14 protein-coding genes are annotated in these 17855 nt (G+C 44.4%); 11 read left to right on the top strand and 3 right to left on the bottom strand.

Translation table 11 applies throughout. The features are described 5' to 3' along the window. Positions 1 to 470: 470 nt before the first annotated feature. From BSQ33_RS18255 to BSQ33_RS21850, 5 genes are all read left to right on the top strand, one after another. Positions 471 to 2774, top strand: a complete 2304-nt coding sequence (locus BSQ33_RS18255) for a hypothetical protein (RefSeq protein ID WP_157721432.1) — start codon at positions 471 to 473, stop codon at positions 2772 to 2774. Positions 2775 to 2844: 70 nt separating this feature from the next. Then, positions 2845 to 5679: a DUF637 domain-containing protein gene (locus BSQ33_RS18250; protein WP_176698969.1), complete on the top strand. Its 2835-nt coding sequence runs from the start codon at positions 2845 to 2847 to the stop codon at positions 5677 to 5679. A gap of 165 nt (positions 5680 to 5844) precedes the next feature. Continuing rightward, on the top strand, positions 5845 to 6069 hold the full coding sequence (locus BSQ33_RS18245) for a YgjP-like metallopeptidase domain-containing protein (protein WP_232472025.1): 225 nt from the start codon (positions 5845 to 5847) through the stop codon (positions 6067 to 6069). A gap of 58 nt (positions 6070 to 6127) precedes the next feature. Next, on the top strand, positions 6128 to 6841 hold the full coding sequence (locus BSQ33_RS18240; RefSeq protein WP_088134859.1) for a zeta toxin family protein: 714 nt from the start codon (positions 6128 to 6130) through the stop codon (positions 6839 to 6841). 15 nt (positions 6842 to 6856) lie between these two features. After that, a complete protein-coding gene (locus BSQ33_RS21850; protein WP_198298221.1) occupies positions 6857 to 7021 on the top strand; it encodes a hypothetical protein in 165 nt (54 codons plus the stop codon). A gap of 210 nt (positions 7022 to 7231) precedes the next feature. Here BSQ33_RS21850 and BSQ33_RS21675 read toward each other — a convergent pair whose 3' ends face one another. Continuing rightward, a complete protein-coding gene (locus BSQ33_RS21675) occupies positions 7232 to 7375 on the bottom strand; it encodes a hypothetical protein (RefSeq protein ID WP_157721431.1) in 144 nt (47 codons plus the stop codon). Position 7376: 1 nt separating this feature from the next. Further along, a complete protein-coding gene (locus BSQ33_RS18235) occupies positions 7377 to 10898 on the bottom strand; it encodes an AAA domain-containing protein (protein WP_088134858.1) in 3522 nt (1173 codons plus the stop codon). A 459-nt stretch (positions 10899 to 11357) separates the two neighbouring features. Between BSQ33_RS18235 and BSQ33_RS18230 the strand changes: the two genes are divergently transcribed. The 6 genes from BSQ33_RS18230 to alsE all read left to right on the top strand — a co-directional run bounded on the left by BSQ33_RS18230 (position 11358) and on the right by alsE (position 16762). Further along, complete coding sequence (locus BSQ33_RS18230) at positions 11358 to 12992, top strand: BglG family transcription antiterminator (RefSeq protein WP_198298220.1); 1635 nt, start codon at positions 11358 to 11360, stop codon at positions 12990 to 12992. Positions 12993 to 13015: 23 nt separating this feature from the next. After that, positions 13016 to 13471, top strand: a complete 456-nt coding sequence (locus BSQ33_RS18225) for a PTS sugar transporter subunit IIA (RefSeq protein WP_088134856.1) — start codon at positions 13016 to 13018, stop codon at positions 13469 to 13471. Positions 13472 to 13865: 394 nt separating this feature from the next. Next, the gene (locus tag BSQ33_RS18220; RefSeq protein WP_088134855.1) at positions 13866 to 14333 is read left to right on the top strand and encodes a PTS sugar transporter subunit IIA; all 468 of its coding nucleotides are present in this window, start codon (positions 13866 to 13868) and stop codon (positions 14331 to 14333) included. A 68-nt stretch (positions 14334 to 14401) separates the two neighbouring features. After that, a complete protein-coding gene (locus BSQ33_RS18215; protein WP_088134854.1) occupies positions 14402 to 14725 on the top strand; it encodes a PTS fructose transporter subunit IIB in 324 nt (107 codons plus the stop codon). Positions 14726 to 14781: 56 nt separating this feature from the next. Then, positions 14782 to 15882 carry a PTS fructose transporter subunit IIC gene (locus BSQ33_RS18210; protein ID WP_088134853.1) on the top strand — a complete coding sequence of 367 codons (1101 nt, stop codon included), beginning with the start codon at positions 14782 to 14784 and terminating at the stop codon, positions 15880 to 15882. 187 nt (positions 15883 to 16069) lie between these two features. Continuing rightward, positions 16070 to 16762 (top strand): D-allulose 6-phosphate 3-epimerase, encoded by a 693-nt coding sequence (alsE, locus tag BSQ33_RS18205; protein ID WP_088134852.1) that lies wholly within the window; start codon positions 16070 to 16072, stop codon positions 16760 to 16762. Positions 16763 to 16936: 174 nt separating this feature from the next. Here alsE and BSQ33_RS18200 read toward each other — a convergent pair whose 3' ends face one another. Continuing rightward, positions 16937 to 17815, bottom strand: a complete 879-nt coding sequence (locus BSQ33_RS18200) for a HEPN domain-containing protein (RefSeq protein ID WP_088134851.1) — start codon at positions 17813 to 17815, stop codon at positions 16937 to 16939. Positions 17816 to 17855: the final 40 nt, after the last annotated feature.

Genomic DNA, 17855 nt, shown 5'->3' with positions numbered 1-17855 from the left:
CGGAAGATCAAAGACTAGCTTATCTGAGCTTGACTGCAAAGGGAATGGTCTCAGGACATCGTGATTGAACTTTGACGCCTGAGCCGTATATGAACGCATGATTTCACCGTATATTCGCATCGTACGACCGATATTCCGTGACACATGAGCGACGACCAGAAAATCGGTCAGTCATCAGCCATTCGGACATTTATATATCACTAAAATAAATATAATCACCCAATGAATATTGGGTTTTGAATATATTAATTCTGACCCCGAGGATTGAATTGTGATAATAGTCAAAGGATATCTTTGTACAAAATATCACCGGAAATGTTTATTTGTTGAATTGCATATTGGTGATATGATTTGCATACTGAAATTGACATTATCATGACATTATAAAAGTTAATTCTTTCGGGGTTTATCGTGATTTGATAAACATTTTTATTTAAATGTAGAAATATCTCTGAATCGTAGGTATCACATTGACTAATATAAATTGGAAACTGAACGTCGGATATAGGGCTTCGGTGAAGTACGTATGGCTCATTATTGGTCTCTCTTTGATTTCAATCTGTCACTCGGCAGTGGCAGCGATCAATGCAAAAGATGAAGGCAGCCGTGCTGATCAAACGTCTGTATTGAACCGATCTGGTCAATATTATGTCCGCATTGCAAAGGCAAATGAACAAGGCCTCTCGGTCAATTATTTTAATACGTTTGATGCGCAAGGAAAAAATATCGTCTTGCTCAACTCACTCGTGATGAATCCGAAAATCGGCAACTCTCCGGCTCAGACGATCCTGTTGGTTGTCGATCAAAAGCAACGAGCAAAGATTCAGTCGGTTCGGGTTGAAGGACATGCGGCAGATGTGGTGTTGGTTGCCCCAGGTGGGATCCAGTGTCAGGGTTGTTCTATCGCGAATACTGAACGGGCGACACTCGCGACCGGTACAGCTCAGATAGAGAATGGCGAACTGACCGCTATTGATGTGAGCGGTGGTCGTGTCATGATTGGCGGTGCCGGACTGACAGCCACGGATTTATCCTTATTGGATATTGCCGCAGGTCAGGTCGTGGTTGATGGCCCGTTACGCACCAATATGAAAGGCAGCCTTTCGACACGCAATCATCAAGAAGTGAAAGAAATTGATGCGGGCGGTAATTTAGAAGTCTCAAATGGCGACGTACAAATTATTGTGGGTAAAAACCACTTCCGTTATACCGACCGCCGGTCTGATGCGCATTATCAACAGTTTAATTCTAAATCTTATCAAAACGCATCAAACGCCTTAGAGATCACGGATAAAGGTCGTATTTCAGTCGGGAATCTTCACCTCGAATCAACCTATGATTTCGGGACGATTTGGGTGGATGGTTTAATTCGGACTCAGGGTAACTGGACTTATGTCGGGCGATATAATGAACAGAGTATTATTCCATTAGAGTCCGTTTCGATTAAATCAAATGGCAATATCAAATTATCTGAGCAGATTATTGCTGCCAATAAAGTCGATATTGAATCAACCCGGGCAATTCATATTGCTGCGCTGCCTGCCGGTAACAATTATCTGCTCGACAGTATTCAGGGTGCAGAAATCAAAGTTGTTGCGGTCGGTGATATTAAAAACCTCGGTGCGATTTCCGGGGATTCTGTTTATTTTACCGGACAGAATATTGTCAATGAGGGAGATATTGAAGCGACTCGCGATCTTTACCTCAATGGTCAGACAGGGGTGAGAAACCAATATGGCGGTATTATTCTGGGAGAGAATATTGAGTTAACGTCTCAGCAGGATGTGATTAACGGTCAATATTATCCGTTCAAGCCGGCTGAAATATGTGCAATGCTCCGCATCGTGAATCGTTCTCCTTCCATTGAAGTCGGCGGGAAATTAGCGGTTCCACCGTTTAAAGGATGTGGCAAAGTTGCAGCAAAATCGCTGAGTGCTTACATCTTAGGGCAGAACATCAAGGTTATTGCTCAGAATTTTACCAATGCCAACCCTTATGAAGTCTCCAGAAACAGTTATACCGATCCGGAACTGAATTTAGATTTGACTCAGAGTGAGCAAGTGGTTGTGTCTGCGGAATCGATTATGGACATCCGAGTCCGCGAACGGTTCTGGAACATGTCAGCCGTCGTTGAATCGTGGACGGGCAATGTCATTGTACAGGCACCGATTATCGATAATGAACGCTATCATATTTGGGCTGACACGCATGTGAAAGTCGTCGGTGATCCGAATGGCACCCACACCAATCAAAGTATTCAGTATCTGAAAGTGCTGTCGCCACCGGCGAGATTGAATGTCGGTCAGGATCTGATCCTGAACAGTGACATGCTCAATAACGAGCACAGTAGTGTTGAAGTCAAACGCGATGTTTCCGGTTCGGTCAATAAAATCTGGATGGAAGGGCTGCAAATCCGGGACATCTTTAAAAAGACGACCGTCACCCAACACTCAAAACGTTACTGTAGTAAGCGCATATTTGGTCATTGTATCAAACATAAGAGAAAGCATTGGACGACATCCAGTGTTGCGCTGACGAAGAATAGTAAAACCGCTGAGTATCCATTTATCTTCCTGGTTGACGGACATATTCATGAAGGTTTCGGCAGTGAATACAATATGTTACAGAGTGTCACCTTCGGACCTGAAGCTTCTGCTTATGAGCCCAAACCCATGGATCAGCCGGCGAAGCCCGGAAAACCTGGCAAATTCGTTCCGATTACTGCCGGTGACGTTATCTTCTTTGTCAAAAACCCTGATTATAAAGGAGATTAATCATGATCTATCGTCGTGTATTCGTAAATATCCATGTTATTGAATGACTCAGAATCAGGTGAAACAAATTATGAAAAAAAATCAAATACCATCGTGGCAGCGCCTGACTTCTTCTGCACTGTTGCCGATTATTTTTACGCATATGTCTTTCCCGGCTTATGCTGCAGTACAACAGAATATTGGGCTGGAATCGATTACCAACGCTGTTTCTAGTTCGGCACGTTATGAACTGAAAGCGCAAGTTCATGATTATCTGTATGCCGGCGCAATTGAGCAGAATGAACTGGCTATTTTTGATGGGTTCGGATTCTTTTTTGAGCAAATTAAAGCCAGCTACCCAGCCATGTTGTCAGCGTATCATGGCAAAGATACAACCTTGAATGATCTGCCGGTGCGATTCGGAACGCCTTATGTAGAGCGTGGTGTGATTCGTCAACAGATCATCCAGTTACTGAATAAAAGCTGGATCACGGCCCCCGGTTATTCGAGCTATAACGAACAGACTAAAAAACTGTATGAGAATGCCGTCAGTTATGCGCAATCTCACGCGAAGAAGCTGGGACAAACTTTAACTGGCGCTGAAATTGCTCAGATTCCGGCAGATATGGTGTGGCCTGAAATCCGAGTCATTAATGGTCGTAACTATATTGTGCCGTTTGTGTACTTAACGCCAGCCACGATTAACAACCAGAAAATTTCTGAGTCAACTCTGGCCGCCGGTTCCGCCGACATCAAAACCGATACGTTTGTAGTCAATGATGCCAATGTTCGTTTTACACATAATGCCTTACTGGATATTACGAATGACTTCATTAATACCAAAGGTCGGGTTTCCGGTGGAGAGCTCACCATCCGTACTGGCCGTGAACTGCAAAACTTATCCGGTACGATTACCGGTGATGATGTGTCGCTCATCGCCAAAAAATTGGTGAACGACACGCTGGTGACTCGTTTTGACTACGGTCACGGCTATTCTGAGCATTTTGACCAGATTGGTTCAATTGTGTCGTTAGGGGATTTGAATATCCGCACCGCCGGTGATGTTGTCAGTCACGGCGGACAGTTTTCAGCGCAGGGCGATTTACGGATTCAGTCGCAAGGCAATGTCATTCTTGTGCCGCAGACTGCAAAAAGCGAGCGGGCGGAATCCGGCAGTCATTGGTCGGACAGTGAATCCTCACTGGTGAACTTACAAACGCATCTTTCTGCGGTTGATACGCTGTCATTGATCTCCGGCGGAGAGGTGTACATTGAAGGCGGCGTGCTGGAAAGTCAGGGATTATTAGAAGTTTTGGCTGCCCACGGGATTACGCTGAAAAGTGCAGTCGATATGGCGACCTTTGACCGTCGTTTTGAAGCTGACAGTGGCGGTTTGTTCGGCAGTAAGGAGAGTGAGTCAGAGAGTAAGACCGAGGCTAAAATTGTCAAAACCTTGCTGAAAGCCGGCCAAAGTATGGTACTGCATACGATTCAGGGAGATGTGTCGTTAGAAGCGGTCACGGTTGATAGCAAGGGGATGGCTAAAATCATTTCTGATTATGGTTCGATTGATTTCAAACTGGCGAAACTGCTTGAAAGTTATAGTTATGAGAAATCTTATGACGGAGCACTCGCCTTCCGGCATCAGGGCCATGGCTACCAGCGTGAAGTGGCTTACTATTCGGAGTTCATCAATTCCGGCGGTATTATGCTCAATGCCTATAGTGGGGTGCGCATTCAGTATGCCGGTGATAAGCATGATCTGGACACCACACTGGCAACACTGGCACAGACACCAGAATTGTCGTGGATGCTCAATGTCCGCAATGATCCGTCGATCAATGTCGACTGGCAGCAAGTCCAGCTGGTGATGGAAGACTGGGATTATGATCAGTCTGGCCTGACACCCGCTGCAATGGCGATTATTGCCGTGGCAATGGCGGTTGCGACCAGCGGTGCCGGTATGGCGGTGATTGGTGGCGAAGGACCATTGTATACAGCGATTAATGTCGGCTTTAAATCTTTGGTGTCACAGGCAACCAGTAGCCTGATGGCGAATAAGTTTGATTTTAAAGCGACCCTGAAATCATTGTCGTCTAAACAAGCGTTAATTTCATTAGCGACTGCAATGGTGACCGCCGGTGTGCTGAAAAGTGTTGATACACACCTGTTTGCCGAAGGTACCGATGCTGCAAATGCGATCAAAGATGCAACCACGATAGATATTGCGAGCAACAGTATTGAAGCCCAGATCATTCGTTCCGTTGTCAATTCAACGGTCAGTATCGGCATTAATACCACGGTTCAAGGCGGTAGTCTGAATGATTTCGGGCAGGCATTTTCGACCAGTTTTGCATCGTCAATGGTGTCAATCATCGGCAGCTCATTGTCGGAAAAAATCAGTGATGCAGCCGGTCATAAAGGGGTGACAGAAACGAACCCGAGCGGTACACCACAGATCAGTGAAGCAGCCAAGTATATTGCCTATGCATCGCTAGGATGTGGGATTGGTACTTTCACATCCTCTATTGGTGGCGGACAAGGGGCCGATATGGCAATGGGATGTGCATCGGGCGCGACAGGCAGTGTGATTGGTGAATATGTTGCTGATAAATACGGTGATGTGATTGCTGAAACGGATCGTAAAGTAGAAGCGTGGACCAGAGATTTTCTGAGTGGCGGGTTACTTTGTCCGAAAAGCATCAACAAACTGATTAAAAAGCTGCATGAACAAGCGATCAATGTGCCACGCTATGCGGCCTCAGTCGCGGTGTTTGCCTTTGGTGATAAAGGGATCGGTGGGCGTAACGCTGATAATGTCGTTAAACAGAATGCCTTGTATCTGCTTTCTTTCGCATTTGATGAAGATAAATCAAGTGGCGATAGCAACAGTAGCGATGCAGATAAGGATTCTTGTCTCATCTAGCCGGTTCGATTGTGATTTGGTGAGGTTAAGCCTCTGAATCTTTGACAGTCACATCATATCAACACAGCCGGGATTAACCTCCCGGCTTTTTTATGATGATGCCCGGCTGTGATTTGATGTTGGAATCAGTGTGAGTGCGGTTGGTGTGAAGAAAATGAAGACCAAATGGGGTATAACATTCAAGCGAAACGACTATGGTTGAATTCAAAACTTGCTAAAAAACCACCTGAATGTTTGGAATATATATTGGTTCATGAGATGGTTCATTTACTCGAACGTCATCATAATGAGCAATTCAAACACCTGATGGATCCATTTATGCCGAACTGGCGAGAGCGGCGTCGTTTGTTCAATAGTTTGCCTTTGGGGTATGAGGATTGGTGTTACTGATTCTGTACTGTTTATTTATGAAGAGAACTAACCAGTCATTTGTCATGGGATACACACAATGAGTGACCAAGAGATTATCGCTAAGGCAATTGCTGAAGCTAAAAAAATGAAAAAGGCTCTGGCTAAGAAAATGGTTGATCATTTACCTCAGGAAGAGTCTGCTGTCTCTGTTTTTATGGCTGGCTCTCCCGGGGCAGGAAAAACTGAAACAGCACGTAATATTCTGAGGATATTTAAAACTCAAAGTGGTATGTCGCTAGTCCATATCGAAAATGATGAGCTTCGTAAACAGTTCGAGGATTATCATGGAGATAATTCATCGTTGTTCCAAAGATCTGCTACTCTTCTGGTAGAAGCGATTCATGATCGTGCTTTAAAAAAGGACGTAAGTTTTATCTTAGATTCAACATTGTCTAGCTTTGAAAAAGCAAAAGACAATATCGAACGTTCTTTAAAGCGTGGACGCTATGTACAAATTATCTTTATATATCAGGAGCCAGAACAAGCATGGCGCTTGGTGAAAGCACGAGAAAGAGTTGAAGGGCGAAGAGTTCCTGAAGACGTGTTTGTGACTCAGTTTATGCAATCGCAACAAGTCGTGAGTGAATTAAAGAAAATATTTGGTTCTGACATCGATATTGTGTTCATTGAGAAAAATATTGACGGTAAGAACGAAAGACCTCATTTTAATGTGACTGACATTGACGCATTGTTACGCAAAAAGTACAATCGCCAGTCTCTCGAAACTATCGTCGGATTAAAAAAATCCTAAGAGAAGGAGGAAACAATGAGCGGTACTAAACGTGAAAAGGTTAAATCCACACCTTTCTCTGATTTTATTCGTCATGCTTCATCAAGCGAGAAACGCAAACTCTTCGATAAAGTGGTAAGAGAAACGATTAAAGAACAGCAAGAAATGATCGCCAAAGCTGATCAGCGTGTTTGTCGTTAGAATAAAACGTAATTCAAGGCCGCTGTTAAGCGGCTTTGTTTGTTTCTGGATTTGAAAAAATGATATGCAAGACCAACCCATACGTTTGATAAATTCTGCGAGCCTAACAAGTACCGTTGTTACATCCGGACGATCGTTCATCCGTTTATCGAAGATATTCAGTGGCAGCCCCACACTGTCCCCAATACCTAGACCCCTAAGTTCAAGCAACTAGGGTGCGATCCGCTCACGACAAACCCGCTCGGTTATCTCCCGTAATTTATCCGCTTCACTTTGTAAATATTTCAGCTCTTCGGCGGTGATCTCAAAATACTCGGAATAGCGGGCATCGATATAGACGCGTTTGAGATTCATTTTATGCCGACGCCACAAGCTGCTTGTTTATGTAGTCACCGCGGCTATTGAGAAACTTTAACTGGGTTTTGATCTCTTTCTCCAGTTCACCGATATAGATGAGTGATGTCTCGATATTGGCGTACTTTCCGCTTCTGCTTGCACTAAACCAATTGAATGATCCCACTGCCATATATCGGTCATCCGCAAAAATACTCTTGCTATGTACCCCATGAATCACATTGACCATAATGCCCAGTTCTCCCAACGTCGAACAGCAATGTTGAAAAGCTTTCACCTTATTCGTATCTGGGCGATTGGCTCTCGTGGTGTTGAAGTGTCTATCGGTATGGATGGTTACCTGCACACCTTTTTGTTGTGCCGTTTTGAGTTGCTCTAACAGCCCGGTTGATTGTAGTTTTTCTAAAAAGATCCAAGGTGAGACGATATCAATCTTTCGTTTGACCTCGCTTAACAGGTTCGATAAGAACAGATCGTGTTCTTCTGCATTGGTGAGTAACTTAGGCTGTCCGCAGGCTTGTAGTAAGTCGGGACGTTCACCAACTTTAAACTCAAGCTCATTCTGTTCATCAGTAAAGAGATACTTAGCGAGTAAGCCTCTTGGCGTCGATGAGGGGGCCGCTTCAATGATATCTAAATCGCCAAAAACCAAGAATGAATCTTTAGCCCGAGAGACAGCAACGTTGAGCATTGAAGGATCCCTATCGATGAATCCTCCATCGTTATGCCTCGTATATACATGGGAGAAAATAATGATCTTGCGTTCAGCGCCTTGTAAAGCATGAACCGTCCCAACCGTTAATTGGTTGTCGCCTTCGGTTTTAATATCGTATTGATTGCATGCTGTTCTGATTTGGCTGACTTGGGCTGAAAATGGCGTAATGATGCCGACGCACTTTGCCAGCGGTTGGTTGTAGTAGCGCTCTATTTTTTCTCTATTGGTATTGAGCCATGCAGCAATGGTTTCTGCCTCTAACTTGTTACACCGGCTGCCACTGAAAGACTCTGCGATGCCATCAATGTGCAGATGGCAGAAAGGCGGATAGAGGGTATCCTCTGCTGCTTTGCCTCGTTTTGGGATCAACATACCTTGATAGCAGAGATCATTGCAGTACGAGATGAGTTCATCATAGCAGCGTCGGTGTTCTTGTAAAAACATCCCCGGTTCTGCTTCAGAGATATAGTGAAAACGGCTTGCTTGTTGAGCCACATGCATCGCACTCCCCGTTACCACACTTCGGCCTGCCTCTTGAATGGCTGTGTATTCATTATCAGAGGCAATAATTTTATGCTGTTTTAAGTTACCTCTGTCAATTGATGCGCAAACATTTCTAATCGGCGCAATTTGATAAGTATCACCAATGACCAAAGCCTTTTTCGCAAGAGCGAATGAGGCTGCTGCAACTTCTGGCGAAACTTGTCCGGCTTCATCGACGATCAAAAGATCAATTTCATTGAGAAGATAGTTCGTTTCGAATTCATTGTTGCCAATATGAGACTGATAAGTCATATGAGCGGGGAGTGAATGGAAGGTTGACACGATACATGGTGTGAGCATCATTCTCCGTCGCCACCGAGGGCGAACGACTTTGAGTCCCGTTTTCTTGATTTGTTTATTCAGCTCATTACCGAGTTCTCGACATGAAAGTAACCAGCTTACCTCCCAGTAATGAACTGCTAGACGGAACATTCGAAAACGTGTAGTGATATCCAAAACTGAATCGATGTCTGCCAGTTGCGGAATAGGATTGGCTGAACCGCTCCCGGTAACTTGCTTAATCGAATGCAACCAGTTTTGTTGTGATTTTTCAAAGGATTGGTACTGCTCTAGCCAAGTTTGATATTGTTTTTCTTGTGCGTTGAAATCATCTTCGCGGGTGGAGATATTTTGTTCTAATAACTGCTCAAATTGGTCTGATGATTGGCCCTCAAGTGGTTGTTCATCGTGATCGAAAAGGCTCAGAATGAAATTCTTGCGCTGAAGTTCGAGCTTGTTTTTGATTGGGGGAAGCCACTGAAATAACGCGAGCCATACGGATTCATTCGCAAGATAGGTTCGCCATGCTGTTAAATGTTTTTTGGCGTTATCTTTTGACTCTTGAGCGTGTGCAACCGCAGATTGTTGTTTTGCCAATGTTTGTTCGGGGTCATTCCCCAAGAGCGAATGGATGTGCTCAAGTTGATGACTGTATTGATGCCAACAGGTTTGGATATGATCTAATTGAGTTTGAGATTGACGTAGCTGCGTAAGAAGATATGCTTTGATTTGTTGTAAATCGGCAAAATCTTGCTGTGGAAAAGCCAGCTTTGCTTGCTCAAAATAATGTGCTGCTGCCCGATCGAGAAAATCCTGTTGTTCTACTTGTTCATAGAAATGTTTTGTTTGGTACCTTTTTGCTTCTTTAGATTCACTAGAGGCTGATGGTAGATAACCACCGTAACTAAAAATGTTGGGCAACCATCTTCCTGAGAGCGCATCATCTCCTTCATCGAAATCTTTACCGAAAGCATCAATAATATTCGTCACCGCCTGATTATTGGTTGAAGCTGCAATGATCAGTGGTGGCTGACTCTCTTTCAGCGCTGATTCAATCCACAATGATGCAACGACTGATAAAACAAAGGTCGTTTTGCCTGTCCCAGGAGGGCCATTAACTGCGAGCATATCGCCGTCTTGCATGGCGAGGGTGTGAGCCAGAGCATCGCGTTGTGCTGTCGCAAGGGGAAACTGATGATTTGAGTGCCCTAAACGCAGATTCACCGTTTGAGAGATATCAATACACGCTTCGTGGTTCGTGACTGTTTTAGCTGCGTAGTTATCAAGCAAAGGTAAGGCGGTATTTAAATCGCTCAGGTTATCGTACAGTTTTAAAATATGCCTTGAAGCCCCTAAGCATTCACTGACTTTATTGACTAAACCACCATGTTGCAGGTCTTCGTAGAATTGCTCGATACCGTTTTTATTGCAGTAGTCAGTAAACAGCTTTTGTGTGAGTCCGTAGTAGTTATTCCAATCTTCTTGATGAGACTGGTACTGTTCTTTTTGGTCAAATTTAGCGGGAATATGTTCAGCAGAGAGTGTCGGTACTTCATTGATTGTCAGAAATTTATCGAGCTCGTCAACGTGAGCAATCGTAAATGTGTCATCTCCTTGTGGTGCAAGCAAGTCCCGAGGGATAAACGGCGCCGTGTTCGGAAATAGCATACCTTCACGATTGACCCACAGAGAGCAGAGAATCGGGGTCAGAATCCCGGGCATATTCGCGCTGTAATCTTTACTGTGAACTTTTCTGAGAGAATAGATGACTGGGCGAAGATGAATATTGACGGCCGTGATGGCATCCGATTCATTGTGGAACAGCTGCTTGAGTAACGGGGAGTCTGAATCAAGTTTCCCTGCTTTGAACTCAGTGGTCGTCGTTCGTTCATAATTTTTCCGATCTTGTTTTTTTAACCCACCTTTTGCGCTGTCGGCGTCTGCCAGTGAATTACGCCAATAGTCAATCCAGCCGTGATGATTCATACCTAACCTTGAAATTTTTGTTTTAAGCGTGTGATTTTAGTCGAATATTTTAGGGTGAACAGCGCTTTTTGCTGTAACTTTGATCAATTTCTTACTAACGAATCTTTGGTGATGCATATGGCTAACATTCGAACCGGTTCGTTCAGCAAGTTATAACCCATAGCGGCCAGATATGATGAACAGAAAAGGCGAACCGATATCATGTTTTGGTGGTTTTTTTGGACGTTGGCTGACGCGCAGCATTGAATCGATTATTTTTTTAATCAGCATCTTATGTTGACTGTTATCTCCTTTAGTGTTCATCAATTGTCCTGAGTTATGGACACTATTTAGTATTGTGACCACATCAATATTTTCTTATCTTGACACTCACCGAGTCTCCACCGCTCCGAAACCGAAGACGAAATACAACAGATTGAACGATGAATCATGGATTGATAACCAAAGGTAAAAATTGAAATGATTACCTCACGACAACATAAATTATTACGTTTTCTGCTCCAACAGCGAGAGTATGTCACCTTATTCAATTTGGCAGAGCAATTTGACGTCTCGAAAAAAACGATCCAGCGTGATCTGAATATGATTGAGGATTACTTAACGGGTTCGAACGTTCAGGTGGATAAAAAAGTCGGGGCAGGGGTTTTGCTGTTGGCCGACAATACCGCAGACCTCTTGCAGCTAGAACTACAACTCAATGGTGAAAGTGAAGATTCAGACAGCATGATGGGGCACGCCCGCCGGATAAAAATTGTGTCCTGGTTATTGAGTGAGACCCCCAAAGAAACGTCAATCAACAAACTGTCAGAACGTTTTTATATCAGCAATGCCTCGGTCGTGAATGATCTGAGAATGATTGAAGATTGGATAACGCCGCTTGGGCTACAGTTGATTCGCAGTCAAAGCGGTACCCGGATTCAAGGAGATGAAAATCATGTCCGTCAGGCGATGGCGGCTTTGATCAACGGCTTAATCAACCATCAGGAGTTTGGTCTTGTCAACCATTCAAGACTGGACTCGGGAAGCTATAAAGCACTGGTTCAGTATTTCGGTCACGACGAAGTCGCCTTTGTTCAGGGGCTGCTGCAAGACATGGAACAAGAGCTGGCATACCCATTAGGTGAAGCGTACTACATCAATCTATTTACCCACATTTTGATTATGATGCATCGCCGCACCAGAGGAAATTTACTCGATCATCCCGAACCTGTCTCCCGCCAACCCTTAACGGACACTGTGTTTCTTGTTGCCGAAAGTATGGTAGAAAAAATTGAGCAATACATTGCTTTACCGCTACCCGATGATGAAGTGTGGTTTATTTACCAGTACATTATTTCATCGGGTGTGTTAGTCGTTGAAAATCACAATAGCCAGAAGTTGCACTCAGCATTATTCAGCGATGAGGCGCGTGAGATTACATCGGATTTAGTGACGCACTTTTCACAGCTTATCAATATCGATCTGAGTCAGGACAGCCAATTGTATGACGGTTTGGTCGTGCATATCCGTCCCCTGATGAATCGACTGCATTACCAGATTAATATTCGCAACCCTTTGCTGGAGGATATTAAAAATGAGCTGGCGGATGTCTACCACTTAACCCGGATTGCGATAGAAAATGTCTTGCGCTATCGCCTAGAACAAGACGGCTTTGAACAGAACGGTCTTAAACAGGAAAACCTTGAAAAACAATTAATTGAAGACGCAGTGATACAACACAGCGTGTCTGACGATGAAGTGGGATATCTGGCGGTTCACTTTCAGGCAGCGATTGAACGCCAGATCACCCACAAGCGTGTCCTGTTGGTGTGCTCTACCGGAATCGGCACATCACACTTGCTGAAAAGCCGGATTCTGCGTGCATTTCCTGATTGGGAGATCGTTGCTGCGGTGCCAGTCGGTCATGTTAAAAGTGTGAACCGGCAGATGCAGCCCGACCTGATTATTTCTACGGTTCATGTGTCAGAGGTCGAGACGCCCGTCGTCTATGTCACCGCATTTCTGAATGATGCCGATATCCAACGGATTACGGAAAAGCTCATCACAGAGAAACTACAGCAAGCCAGTGATGCGTACGTGGTGACGCAAGCTTGATTTCATGTTAACGGGGAACATCAATGGATATTTCATCAGTGCTGAAGACGCAACATATCAAACTAAAGATGAGCGCCAGAACCAAAACGGAGGCCATTGAAGAATTGACTGATTTATTGGTGCAGGGGGGCTGTGTGAGCGACAAAGCTCAGTTTCTTCGGGATGTCTGGCAACGAGAGGCGCAAGGAACCACCGGATTTGAAAATCATATCGCCCTGCCGCATGGCACATCTTCAGCGGTCAGCCAAACCGCATTGGCGATTGGGCGATCTCCGCAGGGCATTGATTGGCAAGTTGAGGATGGCAGCGATATTCGTTGCATTATTTTATATGCCATTTGTTCGGATGCGCCCAATACGGATCATCTTCGTTTATTAACCCAAGTTTCATGTGCATTGGCAGATGAGGCGATCATTGCGCAATTACTCGCAGCGAATGAACCTCAAAGTATCATAGCAATGTTGAATCAACCGTCGTGAGTCACCGATAAAATGAGTCTGTATTTTTTTATTTACTCATCTTGTCAGTGTTCATCAATTGTCCTGAGTAACGGACACTATTTAGTATTGTGAGCCGAGGGGATTTTTCTTATCGTTATTATCATAGAGGGCGGCCGAATAATAATGACCAGATAGTTTGAACGGAAAATTGTATTTTATCTGATAATTTATTTGATTTGGATTAGGGTGATTTGGTGAAGTGTCTAATATTTTATGCAAGATTAAAGAATAATCGCATGACAGCACTTTTTCATTACAGAATTTTTATTAAAGAAGTCTCTCATTACAGCAGTTTTTATGACAGAAAGTGATATCCGGTCAGTGATACACAAACTGTTTCTCAATTTTTATTTAATCTTAACAAAGGTGGTTTATGGATATTTCGACAGTGCTGAAGGCGAAACATATCAAATTAAATATGCTCGCCAGAACCAAGGAAGAGGCCATTGAAGAATTGACCGATTTATTAGTGCAGGATGGCTCTGTCAGCGATAAAGCGCAGTTTCTTCGGGATGTCTGGTTCCGTGAAGAACAAAGTTCAACCGGATTTGAAAACCATGTTGCGATCCCGCATGGCAAGTCTTCAGCGGTCACTCATACCACACTGGCTATCGGTCGCACGCAGCATGACATTCCCTGGGAAACCATGGACGGGAGCGATATTCGTTGCGTGATTTTATTTGCTGTGCGTGTAGCAGATCAAGACACGATGCATATCCGGTTATTAACACAAGTTTCAAGCGCATTAGCCGACGAGGAAATTATTGCGCAATTACTGGCAGAAAATGATCCGGAAAATATGATTAAAATTTTTAATACACAACATGAAGTGAATGCTTAAATTGAACGTCCACTATTTTTATTTCTCATCGCAGAAATAGAAAACTGAATGAATTATCGAGGGTGATTATGAATATTGTTGGTATTTCAGCTTGTACTGTAGGGATTGCACATACTTATATTGCACAGAAAAAGATTGAAATTGCAGCCCAAAAAGCGGGCCATCATGCAAAAATTGAAACGCAGGGCACGATTGGAATTGAGAATGCATTAACAGCAGAGGAAATAGCCCAAGCCGATATTGTTTTGCTGGCGGCTGATGTTCAGGTCTCCGGAGAAGAACGATTCGCCGGAAAAAAAGTTGTCAAAGTGCCGACAGAAATGGCGGTGAAGTCACCCAATAAACTGATAGAAAAACTACAAGAAATCGTCTTAAACAATCAAACACAATAAAAATAACATCGATTGATTCATCCATTACATCCTACATGAAATAGAAGGTGCTATATATGAGCATGAAAGAAATATGGAAAGCAGCCAATCCGAAAGGGCATCTGCTCACCGCTATATCATTTTTAATTCCCATTGTTTGCGGTGCGGGTTTTATTATTTCCATCGGTTTATCGCTGGGCGGTACCGTTCAAGACACACTGGTTCCCGGGCAATTTGATGTGTGGGGTGTTCTCGCCACCATCGGTGCCAAGGCGCTTGGTCTGTTGCCGGTTGTGATTGCCTGCGGGATCGCCGGTTCGATTGCCGGTAAACCGGGTATTGCACCGGGTTTTGTGGTCGGGCTCGCGGCGAATGCGATTTCTGCCGGTTTTATTGGCGGGATTCTCGGCGGTTACATGGCGGGCTATCTGGCACTTGCCATTATTAAGCATGTCAAAGTACCGAATTGGGCGAAAGGATTAATGCCGACTTTGATTGTGCCTTTCTTTGCCTCGATCATCAGTGCTCTGGTTATGGTCTATATCATCGGTACTCCTGTGGGGGTTTTTACCGAGGTGCTGACCTCTTTCTTAAAAAGTATGAGCACGTCATCGAACTTGGTATTAGGCGCAGTGATTGGTGCACTATGTATTATTGACTTTGGCGGGCCGATTAATAAAACATGTTTTGCATTTGTATTAACGCTTCAGGCACAGGGCATTAATGAACCGATTACCGCCCTCCAGCTGGTGAATACCGCAACGCCGGTTGGTTTTGGCCTAGCTTATTTTATTGCCAAACTGCTGCGGAAAAATATTTATAACTACGAGGAAATCGAAACCCTCAAATCTGCGGTTCCGATGGGTGTGGTTAATATTGTGGAAGGGGCTATTCCGATCGTAATGAATGATATTGCCCGCGGGATTACTGCGGCAGCGATTGGTGGTGCCTGTGGTGGTGCGATTACTCTGGTGTATGGCGCTGATGCGACTGTCCCTTTCGGGGGGATTTTTATGCTGCCCACCATGTCGAACCCAATGGCCGGTTTGATGGCATTAATCGTCAATATTCTCGTTACCGGTACTGTTTATGCGCTGATTAAAAAAGATGTCCCGATGGATGTCATCGCAGATAATGACGAAGAAGACCTCAATTTAGACAATATTAAAATTAACTAAGCGAAATTTTTGTAAAGTAGCAATAAATAACATAGCGCTTTAAATAGACTCAGTATCAAATTTAAATATTTAAATTACTCATATAAATAATGGCGTGAATTATATAAATTTCTCCTCGTTATTTAATGGTGGGGGCTTGTTATTGCTATTTGAAATATCTTTTCATCAAAGAACGGAATTTGAAAATATGAGTGAACATATACATATTTCTCCATCGTTAATGACTATGGACCTTGATCAATTTAAAGAGCAGATTACTTTTTTAAACGATCACGTTGATTCATTTCATATTGATATTATGGATGGACATTTTGTCCCAAACTTAAGTTTATCGCCGTGGTTTATTGAACAGACCCGTAAACTGAGCAATAAACCGATGTCCGCCCATTTGATGGTCACTGACCCGACATTCTGGGTGCAGCAACTGATCAATATCCAATGTGAATTCATCTGTATGCCAGCAGAAAACACCAATGGCACCGCTTTTCGTCTGATCGACCAAATCCATGCTGCCGGGCTCAAGGCCGGTGTGGTGTTAAACCCCGAGACACCGGTGAGCGCGATTCTGCCGTATATCGATCTGCTTGATAAAGTCACCATCATGACAGTTGACCCGGGATTCGCTGGACAACGATTCTTGGTCAAGATGCTCGACAAAATTACCGAGTTAAGACAGTTGCGTGACGCGCATGACTACCACTATCTGATTGAAATGGATGGCTCAACCAATAAAGAGCACTGGCAAGTGATCCATGCTGTCAAACCCGATATTTATGTGATTGGGCGTAGCGGGCTGTTCAATTTGACGGATAATATTGAAAGTTCATGGCTCCAAATGGTGGCTGAGTTTGAACAAGCGACGGGGGAAACGTTTCGTTAGTTTGGTTCAAGTCAGTGACGGCCGGGCTGTGGGGTGATGAACACACAGCCCGGACTGATTTTTATAAAGCAGCATATGAATATATGAATATATGAATATATGAATTTATAAAAATCCCCGCTCTCTCAGATCAAGTGACTCGCCCCTTGTTGCCCTAAGCAACTAGGTAAGCAACTAGGGTGCGATCCGCCCCCGACAAACCTGTTCGGTTATCTCCCGCAATTTATCCACTTCACTTTGTAAATACGTCAGTTCTTCGGCGGTGATCTCGTAATGCTCGGAATAACGGGCATCGATGTAGGCGCGTTTAAGGCGCTGGAAGCTGCGGCGGTGGAACTTGTTGTCCATCGGGAATAGCTCGGCAAAGGCCGGATCTTGCTGGGCGCACATCGAGCGCAGGCTTTCAATATTGTGGGTTTTCGGCAGATAGTTGGTACACACCAATAGGGTGCAGGCGAACAGGCGTTCGGTAGTCTGATGGAGCATGAATGCAGCAACTGCATAATCCTGTCGCCGAGTATAATCACCGTAGCCTAGAAAATATGACTCTGCACTTTTAAACCAGTGCTGAAAATGTTTGGTTGCAACCGCCACTCGCTCTGCTTCACTTAAATTCCCCGGCATGGGCAGCTCTCGCTTATCAGCGCTGAACAGTTCAATGCCCTGTTCACGAATATCAGCAAAGAAGTAATGACCTTGCTGGAGCTGCTGATGGACATCATTGAGCGTGTGGACGATCAAGCCGAGTGGGGCAGAGGTGACGCGACGCGCGATCTGCTCTTCGGCGCTGTGCCACACCGCGTACTCTTCGACCAATGATGAGCGGTTGACGATCACCAGAATATCGTAGTCGCTGATATAACCGTTGGGTCGGTCACTGACCCATGTGCCTTTGGCATAGCTGCCGAACAAGATAATTTTAAGAATGCGAAACTCAGCCTTGCTGCCATTTTTGTTGCGCAGAAAATCATCCAACGTATCGCGTAATACGGTGGTGATGGTGTGAAGTTCTTGTTGCTTCCGCTCCGGGAGGTGGTCGAGTGCTGTTTTCATCGCGGTTATCCTACTATGAGCCGGAGGTAAAACAAACCGT

The organism is Vibrio gazogenes (assembly GCF_002196515.1).
Classification (GTDB): Bacteria; Pseudomonadota; Gammaproteobacteria; order Enterobacterales; family Vibrionaceae; genus Vibrio; species Vibrio gazogenes_A.
This window is presented reverse-complemented; position numbering and strand designations above follow the sequence as displayed.